Raw genomic sequence first — 17489 nt, 5'->3', positions numbered from 1 at the left:
GTAGCCTGGGGCCCATGACTGACTTCGCCGCGTCCTCCGCCGCCGACCGCCCCGCCACCCCGGACGAGCCCCTGTTCGGGACGCTGCTCACCGCGATGATCACCGTCTTCGCCGAGGACGGCTCCGTGGACCTGGAGGGCACCGCGGCCGAGGCCGAGCGCCTCGTGGACGGGGGCTGCGACGGCCTGGTGGTCTGCGGGACCACGGGCGAGTACTCGACCATGACCGACGACGAGAACCTCTCCGTGTTCCGCGCGGTCAAGGACGCCGTGGGCTCCCGGGTGCCGCTGCTGGCCGGCACCGGCTCCAACGACACCGAGCACTCCCGCTACCTCTCCCGCGCGGCCGAGAAGATCGGCATGGACGGGCTGCTCATCGTCACCCCGTACTACAACAAGCCCACCCAGGCCGGCGTCGAGGCGCACTTCCGCAGCCTCGCCGACTCCGTGGACCTGCCGATCATGCTCTACGACATCCCCGGCCGCGCCGGCATCCCCATCGCCACCGAGACCCTGATCTCCCTCGCGGGCCACCCCAACATCGTGGCCGTCAAGGACGCCAAGGCGGACCTGTTCGCCGCCACCCGGGTGCTGGCCGAGACCGACCTGCTCTACTACTCCGGCGACGACGGGCTGACCCTGCCGTGGATGTCGCTCGGCGCCGCCGGCCTGGTGGGCGTCACCACCCACGTGGCCACCGCCGAGTACCGCCGGCTCGTCGACGCCGTGCGCGCCGGGGACCTCGGCACCGCCCAGCGCATCAACCGGGACCTCGAGCCCGTGGTCCGCGCCACCATGACCCGCGCCCCCGGCGCCGTGGCGGCCAAGACGATCCTCATGTGGCAGGGCAAGCTGCCGCACAACACCGTGCGGCTCCCGCACGTCCCACCCACGGAGGCCGAGGCCGCCCTGATCCGCGCGGATCTGGAGGGCTCGATCCTCTCCGGCACCCTCGAATGACGAAAGACGCACATGACCCAGTGGCACACTGACCTCTCCGCTCCTCCCGCCCTCGCCCAGGACACGCTGCGCGTCGTCCCGCTGGGCGGGCTGGGCGAAGTCGGCAGAAACATGACGGTGTTCGAGATCAACGGGCAGCTGCTCGTGATCGACTGCGGGGTCCTCTTCCCCGAGGAGACCCAGCCCGGCGTGGACCTGATCCTCCCGGACATCAACCACATCATCGACCGGCTCGACGACGTCGTGGCCGTGGTGCTCACGCACGGGCACGAGGACCACATCGGCGCCGTGCCCTACCTGCTCCGGCGCCGCCCGGACATCCCCGTCATCGGCTCCCAGCTCACGCTCGCGCTGATCGAGGCGAAGCTGCAGGAGCACCGCATCAAGCCCTACACCATGGCGGTGCGGGAGGGGCAGGTCGAACGGCTCGGCGAGTTCGAGGTCGAGTTCGTGGCCGTGAACCACTCCATCCCCGACGCGCTGGCCGTGTTCCTGCGCACCCGGGCCGGCACCGTGCTGCACACCGGCGACTTCAAGATGGACCAGCTGCCCCTCGACGGCCGGATCACCGACCTGCGCCACTTCGCCCGGCTCGGCGAGGAGGGCGTGGACCTGTTCCTCACCGACTCCACCAACGCCGAGGTCCCCGGCTTCACCCCCACGGAGAAGCACATCGGCCCGGTGCTGGCCGACGTGATCGGCCGGGCCCCCAAGCGGGTGGTCGTGGCGTCCTTCTCCTCCCACGTCCACCGGGTGCAGCAGGTGCTCGACGCGGCCGCCGAGCACGGGCGCAAGGTCGTCTTCATGGGCCGCTCCATGGTGCGCAACATGACCATCGCCGAGAAGCTCGGCTACCTCGAGGTGCCGCCGAACACCCTGGTCGACCAGAAGAGGATCGACGACCACGCCGACTCCCAGCTGGTCATCATGTGCACCGGCTCGCAGGGCGAGCCGATGGCCGCGCTGTCGCGGATGGCCAACGGGGACCACAAGGTCCAGCTCACCGAGGGGGACACCGTGATCCTGGCGTCCTCGCTGATCCCGGGCAACGAGAACTCCGTGTTCCGGATCATCAACGGGCTCATGCGCCTGGGCGCGAACGTGGTGCACAAGAGCAACGCCAAGGTCCACGTCTCCGGGCACGCCGCCGCCGGGGAGCTGCTGTACTGCTACAACATCATCGAGCCCGAGTACGTGATGCCGGTGCATGGCGAGGTCCGCCACCTCATCGCCAACGGCAAGCTCGCCGAGGAGACCGGCGTCCCGACCGACCACGTGCTGCTGGCGGAGAACGGCACCGTGGTGGACATGGCCGCCGGCCGCGCCCGGATCACCGGGCAGGTCGAGTGCGGGGACGTCTACGTGGACGGCTCCTCCGTGGGCACCATCACCGACGCCGACCTCAAGGACCGCCTGGTGCTGGCCGAGGAGGGCTTCATCTCCGTGATCACCGTGGTCAACCGCGACACCGGCAAGGTCGTCTCCGGCCCCGACGTGCACGCGCGGGGCGTGGCGGAGGACGACGAGGTCTTCGAGGACATCAAGCCGAGGATCACCGCCGCCCTCGAGGACGCGATCAACCACTCCGGCAAAAACCACACCACCCAGCAGCTCCAGCAGGTGGTCCGCCGCACGATCGGCTCCTGGGTCAGCCGCAAGCTGCGCCGCAAACCCATGATCGTCCCGGTGGTCATCGAGGCCTGAGCGCCCGCCGTCCTCCGCCCGTGCGGCACCGCGGGCGGGGGGAGGCCGTGGTCTACCCTGGGAGCATGGCGACTCGTACTTCCCCTGCCCGCAAGGGCGCCTCGACGTCGCGTGGCAAGAACAGCACGTCTTCCGCGCGGTCGTCGGGAACCAACCGGAAATCCCCCTCCCGTCCCGCCACCGCGGCGCGGGGCTCCTCGGCGCGGGCGGCCGACGGCTCGCCGGGCGCGCTGCACGGCCTCGGCGCCGCCCTGCTGTGGTGCGCCCACGTGGTGGGGGGCGCCTGGACGGCCGTCGCCCACGTGGTCGGCGGCGCGGTGCGCCGGATGGGCACGCTGCGCACCGACGTGCCCGCCGAGCGCCTCCGGGACGGCGGGGCGCTGTTCCTGCTGCTGCTGGGGCTGCTCAGCGCCGCCGTCGAGTGGTGGAACCTGCCGGCCGCCCCGGCCGCGTGGATCGCCCTGCCCGCCGCCGTGGTGCACCAGGTGCTCGCCGGCACCTTCGGCTGGATGGCCCTGGTCCTGCCCCTGCCGCTCACGGGCTTCGCCCTGCGCCGCTTCCGGCACCCGGAGGAGACCTCCGCCAACAACCGGATCGCCATCGGCCTCGGCGCCGCCGTGGTGGCCGGCTCGGGCCTGGCCCACCTGTTCCTGGGCCGCCCCTCGATGAGCGACGGCCGGGACGCCCTGGGCACCGCCGGGGGCACCGTCGGCTTCCTCGCCGCCGACCCGCTCAGCGCCCTCGTCACCCCGGTCGGGGCCGGCGCGGTGTTCGTCGCCGTGCTGTTCCTGTCCGTGCTCGTGATCACCGCCACCCCCGTGAACCTCATCGGGCACCGGCTGCAGCAGGGCTACTGGCGGCTGATGGGCCAGGACGGGCCCGTGTCCGCGACCGACCTGTCCTCCGAGCGCCACGACCGCTCCTACCTCGACGAGCACCATGCGCGCGCCGAGGCCGGCAAGACCCGGCGGCAGAAGCGCCGCGAGCGCAAGGAGGCCGAGGCCGAGCGGCGCGCCCTCGACGGCTACCGCGGCGACGAGGCCTTCGAGCGGGCCGTGGTGGACCAGGAGCAGTCCGCGGCCGGAGCGCCCACCCGCGTGTTCGACGTCGACTCCGCCCGCGCCGCCCGGCGGAAGGCCGCCGCCGGCAGCCCGGACCCGGCCGCCGCCGGCACCGCGGAGCCGGCCGGGGCACCGGCCGCCGCCGAGCCGGCGCCGCAGCCGCCGGCCGGCCCGCGCCCGGGGCAGAAGCGCCCCACCCAGGAGCAGCGCGCCGCCACGCAGCTGCGCCGGGAGCAGGGCCTCGAGCCGGCCGCGGACACGGCCGCCGGCTCCGGCTCCCCGGCGCTCGAGGACGTCGCCGCCGCACCGGCGGGCTCGACCTCCGTCACCGCCCGCACGCACACCCCCGAGGCCCCCATCCCGGCCCGGGCGGAGCAGCTCAAGCTCGAGGGGGACATCGCCTACTCCCTGCCCACGCCCGGGGCGCTCGTGCAGGGCCCCCCGCCCAAGGAGCGCTCGGAGGCCAACGACGCCGTGGTCGCCGCCCTGACCAGCGTCCTGGAGCAGTTCAACGTGGACGCCGTCGTCACGGGCTTCTCCCGCGGGCCCACCGTCACCCGGTACGAGATCGAGCTGGGCGCCGGCACGAAGGTCGAGCGGGTCACGGCGCTGTCGAAGAACATCGCCTACGCCGTCGCCTCCGCCGACGTGCGCATCCTCTCGCCGATCCCGGGCCGCTCCGCGATCGGGATCGAGATCCCCAACACCGACCGCGAGACGGTGTCCCTCGGCGACGTCCTGCGCTCGCACAACGCCCGCAAGACCGAGCACCCCATGGTGATGGGCGTCGGCAAGGACGTGGAGGGCGGCTACGTGGTGGCCAACCTCGCGAAGATGCCGCACCTGCTCGTGGCCGGCGCCACCGGCGCGGGCAAGTCGAGCTTCGTGAACTCGATGATCGTCTCCCTGCTGATGCGCGCCACCCCCGACGAGGTGCGGATGGTCATGGTCGACCCCAAGCGCGTCGAGCTCACCGCCTACGAGGGCGTCCCGCACCTGATCACCCCCATCATCACCAACCCCAAGAAGGCCGCCGAGGCGCTGCAGTGGGTGGTGCGGGAGATGGACGCCCGCTACGACGACCTCTCCCACTACGGCTACAAGCACGTCGACGACTTCAACAAGGCCGTGCGCAACGGCAAGGTCCAGCCCGAGCCCGGCTCCAAGCGGGTGATCCGGCCATACCCGTACCTGCTCGTGATCGTGGACGAGCTCGCCGACCTCATGATGGTCGCCCCGCGCGACGTCGAGGACGCGATCGTGCGCATCACCCAGCTCGCCCGCGCGGCCGGGATCCACCTGGTGCTCGCGACCCAGCGGCCCTCCGTGGACGTGGTCACCGGCCTGATCAAGGCCAACGTGCCCTCCCGGATGGCGTTCGCCACGTCCTCGGTCACCGACTCCCGGGTGGTCCTGGACCAGCCCGGCGCCGAGAAGCTCATCGGCCAGGGCGACGCCCTCTTCCTGCCCATGGGCGCCTCCAAGCCCATGCGCGTGCAGGGCGCGTGGGTCTCCGAGTCGGAGATCCACGAGGTCGTCGACCACGTCAAGGGCCAGATGCGCGCCCACTACCGGGACGACGTCGTGCAGGAGGCCCCCAAGAAGGCCATCGACGAGGACATCGGGGACGACCTCGACGTGCTCCTGCAGGCTACCGAGCTCGTGGTGACCACGCAGTTCGGCTCCACCTCCATGCTGCAGCGCAAGCTGCGGGTGGGCTTCGCCAAGGCCGGCCGGCTCATGGACCTGCTGGAGTCCCGGGGCGTCGTCGGGCCCTCCGAGGGGTCCAAGGCCCGCGACGTGCTCGTCAAGCCCGACGACCTCGCCGCGACCCTGGCCGTGCTCCGCGGCGAGGAGCCGCCGGCGCCGGCCGGCGGGACCGGTGGCTCCGTCGACTACGGGGAGGACCCGGTCGAGGCGTCGCTGGCCGCCACCGCGGTCGACCACCACGACGGCGCCGAGGACCCCGAGGGCTCCGAGGACGCCTGGCAGCTCACCGGCCGCTGAGCCCGCACCGACCACCACCACCAGGAAGCGAGCACCCGATGAGCCCCGCGGACCCGGCCTCCAACCTCAACCTGCCCAATGCGCTCACCGCCCTGCGCATCGTGCTGGTGCCCTTCTTCGTCTGGTTCCTGTGGGCGGGCGGCACCCAGGGCGAGGACTCCGCGGCCATGCGGTGGGCCGCCCTCGCGGTGTTCGCCGTGGCCATGTACACCGACAAGCTCGACGGCGACATCGCCCGGGCCCGCGGGCTGATCACCAGCTTCGGCAAGATCGCCGATCCGATCGCGGACAAGCTGCTGACCGGGGCCGCCTTCGTGGTGCTCTCGATGCTGGGGGAGCTGTGGTGGTGGGTCACCGTGGTGATCCTGGTGCGCGAGTGGGGCATCACGGTCCTGCGCTTCGTCGTCATCCGCTACGGGGTGATGGCCGCCTCCAAGGGCGGGAAGCTCAAGACGGTCCTGCAGACCGCCGCCCTGCTGCTGCTGCTCCTGCCCCTGGCCCCGCTGGTGGGCGCCTGGTGGCCGTGGCTGGGCTGGACCGTCATGGGCGCCGCCCTGGTGGTCACGGTCGTGACCGGCGTGGACTACGTGGTCAAGGCCGTGCAGCTGCGCCGCCGCTCGCCGGCCGGGCGGAACCCGGCGTGAGCGGCCCGCGGCCGGCCGCCGGGGCGCTCGTGGAAGCGGCCGTGCGGCGGGGGCTGACGATCGGCACCGCGGAGTCTCTGACCGGAGGCGCCCTGGCCGCCGCCGTGGTGGACGTCCCCGGGGCCTCCGGCTGCTTCGAGGGCGCGGTCGTGTCCTACTCCAACCGGGTCAAGACCGAGGTACTCGGCGTCCCGGCGGCGCTGCTGGCCGAGCGCGGCTCGGTGGACCCCGAGGTCGCGGCGGCGATGGCCCGGGGCGCCCGCCGGGTGCTCGGCACGGACTGGGCCGTGGCCACTACCGGCGTGGCCGGCCCGGAGCCGCACGACGGCCGCCCGGTGGGCACGGTCTACCTCGGCCTGGCCGGCCCCCGGGGCGCGACCGCCGTGGAGCTGCGCGCCACGGGAGACCGCGCGGCCATCCGGGCGGCCACCGTGGCCGCGGCCCTGGAGCGGCTGACCGCCGCCATCGTGCTCCCAGACAACTCCCAGTGAAAAAGTCCGGTCGGCGGGGAAGAATGGAACCGTCAGCGTGGTTAGCAATGATCGCAGGCTCGAGTTGAGCCGCTCGAAGTCAAGTTGTCGACCGGCCGGCGCCGGGGACACCGTCCGCAGCAGGCGGTGACACTGCCGCACACATGAGGAGACAAGCGATTCACATGACGAAGCAACCCGTGTCCGTCAATGGCGTCGTCCGTTGGAAGGACGTGGGCCTGGACGAGCGCAGCGGTACCGAGACGAAGGACATGAAGATGGGTGTACTCCGCCAGGAGATCGGTGAGGTTCTCCGCAACGTCCGTCAGCGTCAGGGGCGCACCCTCCGGGAGGTCTCCCACAGCGCCCGTGTCTCCCTCGGCTACCTGAGCGAGGTGGAGCGCGGGCAGAAGGAGGCCTCCTCGGAGCTGCTCGCCTCGATCTGCGCCGCCCTCGACATCCCGATGTCCCAGATGCTGCGCGAGGTCGCCGACCGGCTGGCCTACGCCGAGGGCCTCCTGGTCCCGGACACGGTGCCCAGCGACCTGACCGAGCAGTACTCGCGGGAGTTCGGGCGCGTCAACGGCGGCGAGGCCGCCGCGGCCGGCGCCCGCTGAGCACCCCGGGCGGCACCCCGCCCACCACGACGTCCCGGAGGGCTCGTCGGTCCCAGGACCGCCGGGCCCTCCGGCACGTGACCCGCCGCCGGCGCCCCGACCGGGCGCGGCACGACCACGCACTGCGGACCGGCAGGCCGCAGCACGACCGAGGAGGACGCGCATGAGGCTCAGCAGCTTCTGGGAGCTGATGGCCGACGAGTTCGGGGCGGGCTACAGCAAGGTCCTGGCCCGGGACCTCGTGCTCGGGGAGCTCGGTCACCGCACGGCCGCGGAGGCCATCGAGGACGGGGAGGACCCGCGCGCCGTGTGGTTCGCCCTGTGCCGGGCGCAGGACGTGCCGGAGTCGCGCTGGTGGGGCGCGGACCGGCCTCCGCGCGGCTGACCGGGCCCGTCCCGGCGCGCCCGTGGACCCCGGGGGAGTTCGAAGGTATATTCGACACCGCAGCGCGGACTGCACAGTGCGCTCCCGCCCGGGCCGCCGTCCGACGGGCGTCCCCAGCCCCGGTGCCGAGGCCTTAGGGTGTCCGACCGCGGCGATACCGTGGACCACGAAACGACCCGCAAGAACGGTTCCGGCCGCACCGGCGGAACCCCCCGACCACGAGGTGAACCATGGCAGCCAAGGGCAACAAACAGAGCGCCGACCAGCAGTTCGGCAGCGACCGCGAGAAGGCTCTCGAGACCGTCCTCGCGCAGATCGACAAGAACTACGGCAAGGGCTCGGTGATGCGCCTGGGCGACCGCCCGGCGACCAAGATCGAGACCATCCCCACCGGCTCCATCGCGATGGACGTCGCTCTGGGCATCGGGGGGTTCCCGCGCGGGCGCGTCGTGGAGATCTACGGCCCGGAGTCCTCCGGCAAGACCACCGTGGCGCTGCACGCGGTGGCCAACGTGCAGAAGGCCGGCGGGATCGCCGCGTTCATCGACGCCGAGCACGCCCTGGACCCCGCCTACGCCGAGAAGCTGGGCGTGGACACCGACAGCCTGCTCGTCTCGCAGCCGGACACCGGTGAGCAGGCCCTCGAGATCATGGACATGCTGGTGGGCTCCGGGTCCATCGACATCATCGTGATCGACTCGGTGGCGGCCCTGGTCCCCAAGGCCGAGATCGAGGGGGAGATGGGCGACAGCCACGTCGGTCTGCAGGCCCGGCTCATGAGCCAGGCGCTGCGCAAGATCACCGGGCGGCTCTCCCACTCCAACACCACCGCGATCTTCATCAACCAGCTGCGCGAGAAGATCGGCGTGTTCTTCGGCAGCCCCGAGACCACCACCGGTGGCAAGGCGCTGAAGTTCTACGCCTCGGTGCGCGTGGACGTGCGCCGCATCGAGACGCTCAAGGACGGGGCGAACCCGGTGGGCAACCGCACCCGCGCCAAGATCGTCAAGAACAAGATGGCCCCGCCCTTCAAGCAGGCCGAGTTCGACATCCTCTACGGGGAGGGCATCTCCACCCAGGGCGGGCTCATCGACATGGGCGTGGAGCACGGGATCGTCAAGAAGTCCGGGGCGTGGTTCACCTACGAGGGCGACCAGCTCGGGCAGGGCAAGGAGAACGCCCGGCGGTTCCTCAAGGACAACCCGGAGCTGGCGGAGGAGATCGAGCGCCGGATCCTGGTCAAGCTTGGGATCGTGGCCGAGCCCGAGAGCGCCGCGGAGGCCGAGGAGGAGTCGCCGGTCGCCGGCCTGCCCTCCGAGGTCGGCGGCCCGGCCTTCTGAGCGGGTCCGTGACCGAGAGCCCCTACGCACGCCGGCGCCGCCGGTCCTCCGCCCGCCACCGCGGGCCGGATGGCCCGGCGGCGTCGGCGTCCGCCGCCCAGGACCCCGAGCCCGACCCGCGGGAGGTGGCACGAGCGATCGTGCTGCGCCAGCTCACGGCCTCGGCCAAGAGCCGCAAGCAGCTCGAGGACAAGCTCGCCGACCGCGGCGTCCCCGAGGACGTGGCCCGGGAGGTCCTGGACCGTTTCGAGGAGGTCAACCTCGTCGACGACGCCCAGTACGCGGAGCTCTACGTCCGCTCCCGCGCCGGCTCCCGCAAACTGGCCCGTTCCGCGATCCGCCGGGAACTGGCCACCCGCGGCGTCTCCGGCGAGCTCGCCGAGGCGGCGCTCGAGCAGCGCACCGACGAGGACGAGCGGGCCGACGCCGCCGAGCTGGTGCGCCGGAAGCTGCCGGCGGGACCGGAGCTCGCGGACCGCACCCAGCGGGACCGGGCGGTGCGCCGGCTGGTGGGGATGCTCGGGCGCAAGGGCTACGCCCCGGGACTGGCCTTCGCCGTCGTCAAGGAGGAGCTCGAGGCCCGCACCGGCGCCGCCGCGGACGACGACGGCGTGGACGAGGTCCTTCCCGACACCCCCTGACCGGGGACGGGCGTGCCCCGCCGCCGGCGACGCCGGTCCGCCCGGCGATCCGGGCGGACGGGACGGGCGCGGCGTGCGGCCCGTACAATTGACCGGTGATCTCGACCCCTGCCGCCCAGCCCGCGGACCTGACCGCGTCCTCCGCCGCCCCCGCTCCGCGCTCCTACGAGGTGCGCACCTTCGGGTGCCAGATGAACGTCCACGACTCCGAGCGGATCACCGGTCTGCTCGAGGCCGCCGGCTACGTCCCGGCCGCGGGCGGCGAGCCGGACCTCGTGGTCTTCAACACCTGCGCGGTACGCGAGAACGCCGACAACAAGCTCTACGGCAACCTCGGGCAGCTCGTGCCGGCCAAGAAGCGCAACAAGGACCTGCAGATCGCGGTGGGCGGCTGCCTGGCCCAGAAGGACCAGGACACGATCCTGGAGAAGGCCCCGTGGGTCGACGTCGTCTTCGGCACGCACAACATCGGCTCGCTGCCGACCCTGCTGGAGCGCTCCCGGCACAACGCCGAGGCCCAGCTCGAGATCCTCGACGCCCTGGAGGTCTTCCCCTCGACGCTGCCCACCCGGCGGGACAGCGCCTACTCCGGCTGGGTGTCGATCTCCGTGGGCTGCAACAACACGTGCACGTTCTGCATCGTGCCCTCGCTGCGCGGCAAGGAGCGCGACCGCCGGCCGGGCGACGTCCTCGCCGAGGTGCAGGCGCTGGTGGACGACGGCGCCGTGGAGGTCACCCTGCTCGGGCAGAACGTGAACTCCTACGGTGTCGAGTTCGGGGACCGCGGCGCCTTCGCCAAGCTGCTGCGCGCCTGCGGGCAGATCGAGGGCCTGGAGCGGGTGCGCTTCACCAGCCCGCACCCCGCGGCCTTCACCGACGACGTCATCGACGCCATGGCGGAGACCCCCAACGTGATGCCCCAGCTGCACATGCCCCTGCAGTCCGGCTCGGACCGCGTGCTCCGGCAGATGCGCCGCTCCTACCGCTCCCGGCGCTTCCTCGAGATCCTGGACACGGTCCGCGAGCGGATCCCGCACGCCGCGATCACCACCGACATCATCGTGGGGTTCCCGGGGGAGACCGAGCAGGACTTCCAGGACACCCTCGACGTCGTGGCCGCCTCCCGCTTCTCCTCGGCCTTCACCTTCCAGTACTCGATCCGGCCCGGCACCCCCGCGGGGGAGATGGCCGACCAGCTGCCCAAGGCCGTGGTGCAGGAGCGCTTCGAACGCCTCGTGGCCCTGCAGGACCGGATCTCGGCGGAGGAGAACCGCCGGATCGTGGGGCGCCGGGTCGAGCTGCTCGTCACGGCGGAGGCCGGCAAGAAGGCCGGGCTGACCCACCGGCTCTCCGGCCGCGCCCAGGACCAGCGGCTCGTGCACTTCTCCGTGCCGGAGGGCGCGGAGGCCCCCCGGCCCGGCGACTTCGTCACCGTCACCGTGACCGGCGCCGCCGCCTACCACCTCGTCGCCGATCCCCGCGGGCCGGAGGAGTACGCGCTGCGGCGCTCCCGGGCCGGCGACGCCTGGGACCGCCGCCAGGCCGAGTCCTGCGGCGTGCCCGCCCCCGGCGGCGCCGGCCCGCGGCCCGTGAGCCTGGGCATGCCGGGCCTGCCCGTCCGGTGAGCGCCGAGGCCCTGCCGGTCGTCGCCGTCGTCGGCGCCACGGGCACCGGCAAGACCGCCCTGGGCGTGGAGCTGGCGCTGCGGCTGGGCGGCGAGGTGGTCAACGCCGACTCGATGCAGTTCTACCGCGGCATGGACATCGGCACCGCGAAGGCCACCGCCGAGGAGCGGCGCGGAGTGCCCCACCACCTGCTCGACGTCCTGGACGTCACCCAGGAGGCCTCGGTGGCCGCCTTCCAGCAGCAGGCCCGCTCCTGCTTCGCGGGCATCCGCGCCCGCGGCCGGGTCCCCGTCCTGGTCGGCGGGTCGGGGCTCTACGTCCGTGCCGCCCTGGACGTGCTGGAGCTGCCGGGCACGGACCCGCGGATCCGCGCCCGGCTCGAGGAGGAGCTCGCCGCGGGAGGTCCCGGTCCGCTGCGCGAGCGCCTGCTCCGGGTCGACCCGGAGTCCGCGGCCCGGGTGCGCGACGACCGCCGCCTGGTGCGCGCCCTGGAGGTGTGGGAGCTGACCGGGCGCCCCTTCGCCTCCTTCATGCCCCGCCGGGAGTACGTGGCGCCCACGGTGCAGCTGGCCCTGGACGTCGACCGCGCGCAGCTGCACGACCGGCTCGCCCGGAGGGTCGGGGCCATGGTCGCGGCCGGGCTGGAGGCCGAGGTGCGCGAGCTGGCCGGGCGCGGCCTGCGCGCCGGCCGCACGGCCTCCCGCGCCCTGGGCTACGGGCAGTTCCTCGACGTCGTCGACGGCCGCGCCTCGGCCGCGGACGCCGCCGAGGCCACGGTGGTGGCCACCCGGCAGTTCGCCCGCCGCCAGCTGACCTGGTTCCGCGCGGACCCGCGGGTGCACTGGCTGGATGCCGCCGGGCCCGGAGCGGCCGAGCGGGCCGTGCGGCTCGTGCAGCGGTCCCGGCCCGGCCCCTAGCCGGACCCGCCGCCGGCCGCGGCCGAGCGGCGCAGCCACCACCCGTCCACGGCGGACACCGGGACGATGAGCAGCCAGCTCCACGCGGCGAGCCCGGGCTCCCAGAACGCCACCGGGATGCTGAGGGCGAAGACGACCGGCGCCGGCAGGAGCCCCCGCAGGACGTAGCGGTACAGCGGGGCGTCGACCTCGGGCGCCATCAGCCCGGCGTGCCACGCGTGGGCCCACACCAGGTTCAGCGCGGCGTAGAGCGCCGCCGACACCGCGGCGTACAGCGCCGCCGGCCAGGGCGAGCCGACGCCGCCGTAGTCGCTGAGCAGGCTCGTGGGCATCGGCAGCAGGGCCACGAAGAACAGGGACAGCAGGTTCAGCCACTGCAGGCGCCCGTCGATGCGGCGGATCACGGTGAACCGGCGGTGGTGGCTCATCCACGCGGTGCCGATGACGGCGAAGCTCAGCCCGTAGGCCAGGAACTGCGGCAGGTCGGCCCGCAGCGCCGGCTCGAGCCGCTCCGGCGGGAGGTCCCCGGGCAGGATGAGCTCCAGGACCAGCAGGGTCATCGCGATGGCGAACACCGCGTCGCTGAAGAACACGGTCCGCTCGGTGGACTCGCCGGTGCCGGAGAGCCGGCGGAACTCCTGGGCGGGAGCGGGACGGCGCGCCGGGCCGGCCGCCCGCCCCTCGGGGCCCGGGTCCCGGTCCCGCTCCGGTTCCGGGGCCGACGGGGTCGGCCGCACGTCGAGGACGGGCAGGTGGCCGTCGGTCTCGATCGCGTCCCCGCCCCCGTTGCGGGCGTGGTAGCCGGAGGAGAAGTTGCGCAGCACGTGCACCCGGGCGCCGGCGGAGCGCAGCGCGGCGACGACCAGGTCCCGCTCGGCGTCGGTGCGCTCGGCGACCTTGTGGGTCACCTGCAGCGTGAACAGGGACAGCCCGACCCGGCGGTCGAAGGTCGCCGCGCCCACCAGGTCCACGAGGGCCCCGCCCGGCAGCCGCCAGCCCGGCGGGCAGACCCAGAAGCGCACGTGGTGCCGCTTCGCGGGACTGTCGGCGACCTCGCGTTCGAAGGCCAGCGCCTGGGGGCGGCCGAAGACGTAGAGCGGGCTGACCGGTGCGGCGGGGTAGCTGCGGTGCAGCACCGCGGCGCGGGCGATGCGCCACGCCGTGGCGGGGGTCAGGGGATCGGCGGGCGTCCAGCCCGCCGCGCGCATGGCCGCGGCCAGCCGCTCGGGGGTGCCCGTGACCGCCAGGTTGACCGGGTCGCCCAGCAGGCCGTCGGCGGTGCGGGCGCGCCCGATGAAGTAGTGGGGCACGTAGAGGCCGGTGAGCACCCGGTTCAGGAACGGCAGCAGCACGTACGCCGACAGCGCCCAGACGGGCACGAACGCCCACACCAGGCGCCCCTCGTCGTCGACGTCCTCGAGCACGAGGTGGTAGACGCCCCAGCCCGCCAGCAGCGCGGTCGCCAGCCGCCCGGAGCGGTGCAGCCACAGGACCGCCGTCGGACCCGGCCGCCGGCGGGCACCCGGAACGGCGCCCCGCGCCCCCGGTGCCCGGTCGCTGCCTCGTGCGTCCACCCGACCGTCCTCGCCCCCGTGCCGCACCGGACCCCCGGCCGGTGTGCCCCCAGGCTAGCCAGGGCGGCGGCACCGGGAAAGGCCGTGACCCCGGCCCGCCGGCGGGGCCGCGTATCATGTCCGGGTGACCTCAGCGCAGCCCGAGACCCTCCCGACCGCCCCGTCCCCGGACGCCGCCGTGCCCTGGGGGGAGCTGCGCGGCCGCGGCTTCGCGAAGGGCCACGGCACGGGCAACGACTTCGTCCTGCTGACCGACCCGGACGCCCAGCTCGCCCTCGACGCCGACCTCGTGTCCCTGGTCTGCGACCGGCACCGCGGCATCGGCGGCGACGGGCTGATCCGGGCCGTGCGCAGCGAGGCGCTGCCCGAGGGCCGGGCCGTGCTGGAGGCCGCCCCGGACGCCGAGTGGTTCATGAACTACCGCAACAACGACGGCTCCGTCGCCGAGATGTGCGGCAACGGCGTGCGCGTGTTCGTCCACTACCTCGTCGAGCGGGGCCTCGCGGAGGTCCCCGCGGGCGAGGTGCTGCGCATCGGCACCCGCGCCGGGGTGAAGACCGTGGCGCGCACCGACTCCGGCTACGCCGTGGACATGGGCCCGTGGAGCTTCCTGGACGGCGAGAGCGCCCGGTCCCGCGGCTCGGACGCCGTCGTGACCGCGAAGGGGCTCAAGGTGCCCCGCCCGGCGCTGTCCATCGGGATGGGCAACCCGCACACGGTCGTGGCGCTCGCCGAGGGGGAGAAGCTCGACCAGCTCGAGCTGTTCACCGCCCCCGTCGTACGCCCCGAACCCGAGGACGGCACGAACGTCGAGTTCGTCGTCCCCGCGGACGGCGACGACGACGGCGTGGGCCGGGTGCGCATGCGGGTGCACGAGCGCGGCGTGGGCGAGACCCAGTCCTGCGGCACCGGCGCGTGCGCGGCGGCGGCGGCGACCCGGTTCTGGGGCGGGCCCACCGCCCCCGACCAGTGGCTCGTGCAGGTGCCCGGCGGGGTCGTCTCCGTGACGTTCGTGCCCGCCCCCGACGGCGCGGAGCACGTGGTCCTCGCCGGTCCCGCCGTGCTCGTGGCGGACGGCACCTTCGCCTGAGCCCCGCCGCCGGGCCCGGACCGGCTCAGGCCGGCCGGTCCACCCGCAGCACGCGGAACCCCTTGTCGGTGGCATGCCGGGAGACCCGGAAGGACCCGCCCAGCTCGGCCGCCAGCCAGCTCTGCAGCGAGTCGGCCCCCAGGTTCTTCTGCACCACCAGCCACGCGCTCCCGCCGGGGCTCAGCCGCGGCAGCCACCGGAGCAGCAGCTCGTGCAGCTGCTGCTTGCCGATCCGGATGGGCGGATTGGACCAGATCGTGTCGAAACGCCGGTCCGCCGGCACCTGCTCGGGCAGCAGCACCTCGACGTTGCCCAGGCCCAGGGCCGCGGCGTTGTCGCGGGTGAGCCCCAGCGAGCGCTCGTTGACGTCCACCGCCGTGACCCGCGCCCCGGGCGCGGCCTCCGCGAGGCTCAGGGCGATCGGGCCCCATCCGCACCCGAGGTCCAGCAGCTCCGCACCGGCCGGATCGGGAACATTTCGGAGCAGCGCGGACGTTCCCTTGTCGAGACCTCGCGGGCTGAAGACCCCGTTGGCGGTCTGCAGGACGACCTCCCGCCCGCGCAGGGCCACGGTCACCGGGCGGCGCACCTCCGGCACCGCGGGATCCTCCGAGAAGTAGTGCTCGGTCCCCGGGTTGGGGGCCGCCGGGCCGGCGGCGGGATCGGGGGAGTCGGAACGCCGTGTCATAGACATCCATGCTACCGATCGCGCGGGCCCGGCCCGCTCCGCACGGCGGCCCGCCCGCGGCCCCGTTCGTCGGAGACCGCGACTAGAATTCCAGCTACCGAAACCTGTCCGAAAGGAACCATGACCCAGTCGCACAACACCCCTGCCGAGCACAGCACCGCGGCTCCCGCCGCGGAGGCCGACAACGGCCTGAGCCGGCAGGACCTCGAGGACGTCGTCGAGCGCGTCCTGTCCCGGGCCCGGGCCCGGGAGGCCGACGCCGGAGCACGCGCGGACCGCCGGCACGAGGACTCCGGGGCCGCCGGGAGCGGCCTGCTGAGCGGCCGCGCCCGCGAACTGGCCGACGCCGGGCAGGAGCACTCGCAGCACGACGGCGAGCAGCAGGACCTCGACGAGCGCCGCGCGCTGCGCCGGGTGGGGGGCCTGTCCACCGAGCTCGAGGACGTCACGGAGCTCGAGTACCGCCAGCTGCGCCTCGAGCGCGTCGTCCTGGCCGGTCTCTGGACCGAGGGCACCCTCGAGGAGGCCGAGAACTCCCTGCGGGAGCTCGCCGCGCTCGCCGAGACCGCCGGGTCCGAGGTGCTGGACGGCATCGTGCAGCGCCGGCTCAAGCCGGACCCCGCCACGTTCCTGGGCTCCGGCAAGGCCAAGGAGCTGCGCGACGTCGTCGCCGCCACCGGGGCCGACACCGTCATCGTGGACTCCGAGCTGGCCCCGTCCCAGCGGCGCGGGCTGGAGGACGTCGTCAAGGTCAAGGTCATCGACCGCACCGGTCTGATCCTGGACATCTTCGCCCAGCACGCCAAGTCCAAGGAGGGCAAGGCGCAGGTGGAGCTCGCCCAGCTCGAGTACCTGCTCCCGCGCCTGCGCGGCTGGGGCGAGTCCCTGTCCCGCCAGGCCGGCGGCCGCGCCGCCGCCGGTGAGGGCATCGGCTCGCGCGGGCCCGGTGAGACCAAGATCGAGCTGGACCGCCGCCGGATCCGCACGCGGATGGCCAAGCTGCGCCGCGAGATCGCCGCCATGAAGCCGGCCCGGGAGACCAAGCGGCTCAACCGCCGGCGCAACTCCGTGCCCTCCGTGGCGATCGCCGGCTACACCAACGCGGGCAAGTCCTCGCTGCTCAACCGGCTCACCGACGCCGGGGTGCTCGTGGAGAACGCGCTGTTCGCGACCCTGGACCCCACGGTCCGCCGGGCGCAGACCCCGGACGGCATCGGCTACACGCTCTCGGACACGGTGGGCTTCGTGCGCTCCCTGCCGACCCAGCTCGTGGAGGCGTTCCGCTCCACGCTGGAGGAGGTCGCCGACGCCGACCTCATCCTGCACGTGGTGGACGCCTCCCACCCGGACCCGGAGGGGCAGATCCGGGCGGTGCGCCAGGTCTTCACGGACATCGACGCGCAGAACATCCCGGAGATCATCGTGCTCAACAAGGTCGACGCCGCGGACCCCTTCGTGGTCGAGCGGATCCGCCAGCGGGAGCGCAACGTCGTGGTGGTCTCCGCCCGCACCGGTGAGGGGCTCGAGGAGCTGCGCGAGCGGATCAGCGCGTCCATCCCGCGCCCGGAGACGGTGCTGGAGCTGCTGGTCCCGTACCAGCGCGGCGACGTGGTGAGCCGGCTGCACGACTGGGACGCGGAGATCCTGCGCACCGAGCACCTGCCGGAGGGCACGCACCTGCTGGTCAAGGTCCGCGAGGACCTGGCGGCCGAGCTCGCGGAGTTCGTCCCGGAGCGCGCGCCCGGCTTCGGCGCCGAGAGCGCCTGA

Annotated in this window: 15 protein-coding genes; 13 read left to right on the top strand and 2 right to left on the bottom strand. The window is 73.7% G+C overall.

What is annotated here, in order from left to right; genetic code table 11:
• The first annotated feature begins 14 nt into the window (after positions 1-14).
• From dapA to miaA, 11 genes are all read left to right on the top strand, one after another.
• Entirely contained in the window at positions 15-959 is a 945-nt protein-coding gene (gene dapA / locus ACWCOM_RS11455) for a 4-hydroxy-tetrahydrodipicolinate synthase (RefSeq protein WP_454548875.1), read from the top strand.
• Positions 960-971: 12 nt separating this feature from the next.
• Positions 972-2663, top strand: coding sequence for a ribonuclease J (locus ACWCOM_RS11450; protein ID WP_454548874.1), 1692 nt, complete (start codon positions 972-974; stop codon positions 2661-2663).
• Between the two features lie 65 nt (positions 2664-2728).
• Positions 2729-5731: a DNA translocase FtsK 4TM domain-containing protein gene (locus tag ACWCOM_RS11445; protein ID WP_454548873.1), complete on the top strand. Its 3003-nt coding sequence runs from the start codon at positions 2729-2731 to the stop codon at positions 5729-5731.
• Between the two features lie 38 nt (positions 5732-5769).
• Positions 5770-6375 carry a CDP-diacylglycerol--glycerol-3-phosphate 3-phosphatidyltransferase gene (gene pgsA / locus ACWCOM_RS11440; protein ID WP_454548872.1) on the top strand — a complete coding sequence of 202 codons (606 nt, stop codon included), beginning with the start codon at positions 5770-5772 and terminating at the stop codon, positions 6373-6375.
• Positions 6372-6866, top strand: coding sequence for a CinA family protein (locus tag ACWCOM_RS11435; RefSeq protein ID WP_454548871.1), 495 nt, complete (start codon positions 6372-6374; stop codon positions 6864-6866). Before pgsA ends, ACWCOM_RS11435 begins: the two co-directional genes overlap by 4 nt.
• Before the next feature lie 164 nt (positions 6867-7030).
• Positions 7031-7462, top strand: coding sequence for a helix-turn-helix domain-containing protein (locus ACWCOM_RS11430; protein WP_454548870.1), 432 nt, complete (start codon positions 7031-7033; stop codon positions 7460-7462).
• Positions 7463-7625: 163 nt separating this feature from the next.
• Positions 7626-7847 carry a DUF3046 domain-containing protein gene (locus ACWCOM_RS11425; protein WP_454548869.1) on the top strand — a complete coding sequence of 74 codons (222 nt, stop codon included), beginning with the start codon at positions 7626-7628 and terminating at the stop codon, positions 7845-7847.
• A 230-nt stretch (positions 7848-8077) separates the two neighbouring features.
• Positions 8078-9187: a recombinase RecA gene (gene recA / locus ACWCOM_RS11420; protein WP_454548868.1), complete on the top strand. Its 1110-nt coding sequence runs from the start codon at positions 8078-8080 to the stop codon at positions 9185-9187.
• An 8-nt stretch (positions 9188-9195) separates the two neighbouring features.
• Positions 9196-9828, top strand: coding sequence for a regulatory protein RecX (locus ACWCOM_RS11415; protein WP_454548867.1), 633 nt, complete (start codon positions 9196-9198; stop codon positions 9826-9828).
• A gap of 98 nt (positions 9829-9926) precedes the next feature.
• Positions 9927-11453, top strand: a complete 1527-nt coding sequence (miaB, locus tag ACWCOM_RS11410) for a tRNA (N6-isopentenyl adenosine(37)-C2)-methylthiotransferase MiaB (protein WP_454548915.1) — start codon at positions 9927-9929, stop codon at positions 11451-11453.
• Positions 11450-12370 (top strand): tRNA (adenosine(37)-N6)-dimethylallyltransferase MiaA, encoded by a 921-nt coding sequence (gene miaA / locus ACWCOM_RS11405; protein WP_454548866.1) that lies wholly within the window; start codon positions 11450-11452, stop codon positions 12368-12370. The genes miaB and miaA overlap by 4 nt, the downstream gene beginning before the upstream one ends.
• Here miaA and ACWCOM_RS11400 read toward each other — a convergent pair.
• Positions 12367-13944: an LssY C-terminal domain-containing protein gene (locus ACWCOM_RS11400; protein WP_454548865.1), complete on the bottom strand. Its 1578-nt coding sequence runs from the start codon at positions 13942-13944 to the stop codon at positions 12367-12369. The genes miaA and ACWCOM_RS11400 overlap by 4 nt on opposite strands.
• A 124-nt stretch (positions 13945-14068) precedes the next feature.
• On the opposite strand from ACWCOM_RS11400, the gene dapF reads away from it, so the two are divergent.
• On the top strand, positions 14069-15034 hold the full coding sequence (dapF, locus tag ACWCOM_RS11395) for a diaminopimelate epimerase (protein WP_454548864.1): 966 nt from the start codon (positions 14069-14071) through the stop codon (positions 15032-15034).
• A gap of 25 nt (positions 15035-15059) precedes the next feature.
• Here the strand turns inward: dapF and ACWCOM_RS11390 are convergent, their stop codons facing one another.
• On the bottom strand, positions 15060-15722 hold the full coding sequence (locus ACWCOM_RS11390) for a class I SAM-dependent methyltransferase (RefSeq protein WP_454548863.1): 663 nt from the start codon (positions 15720-15722) through the stop codon (positions 15060-15062).
• Between the two features lie 120 nt (positions 15723-15842).
• Between ACWCOM_RS11390 and hflX the strand changes: the two genes are divergently transcribed.
• Positions 15843-17489 (top strand): GTPase HflX, encoded by a 1647-nt coding sequence (gene hflX, locus ACWCOM_RS11385; protein ID WP_454548862.1) that lies wholly within the window; start codon positions 15843-15845, stop codon positions 17487-17489.

The organism is Kocuria sp. KH4 (assembly GCF_053711175.1).
The sequence above is the reverse complement of the archived record's forward strand: the minus strand, read 5'-3'. Positions and strand labels throughout refer to the sequence as shown.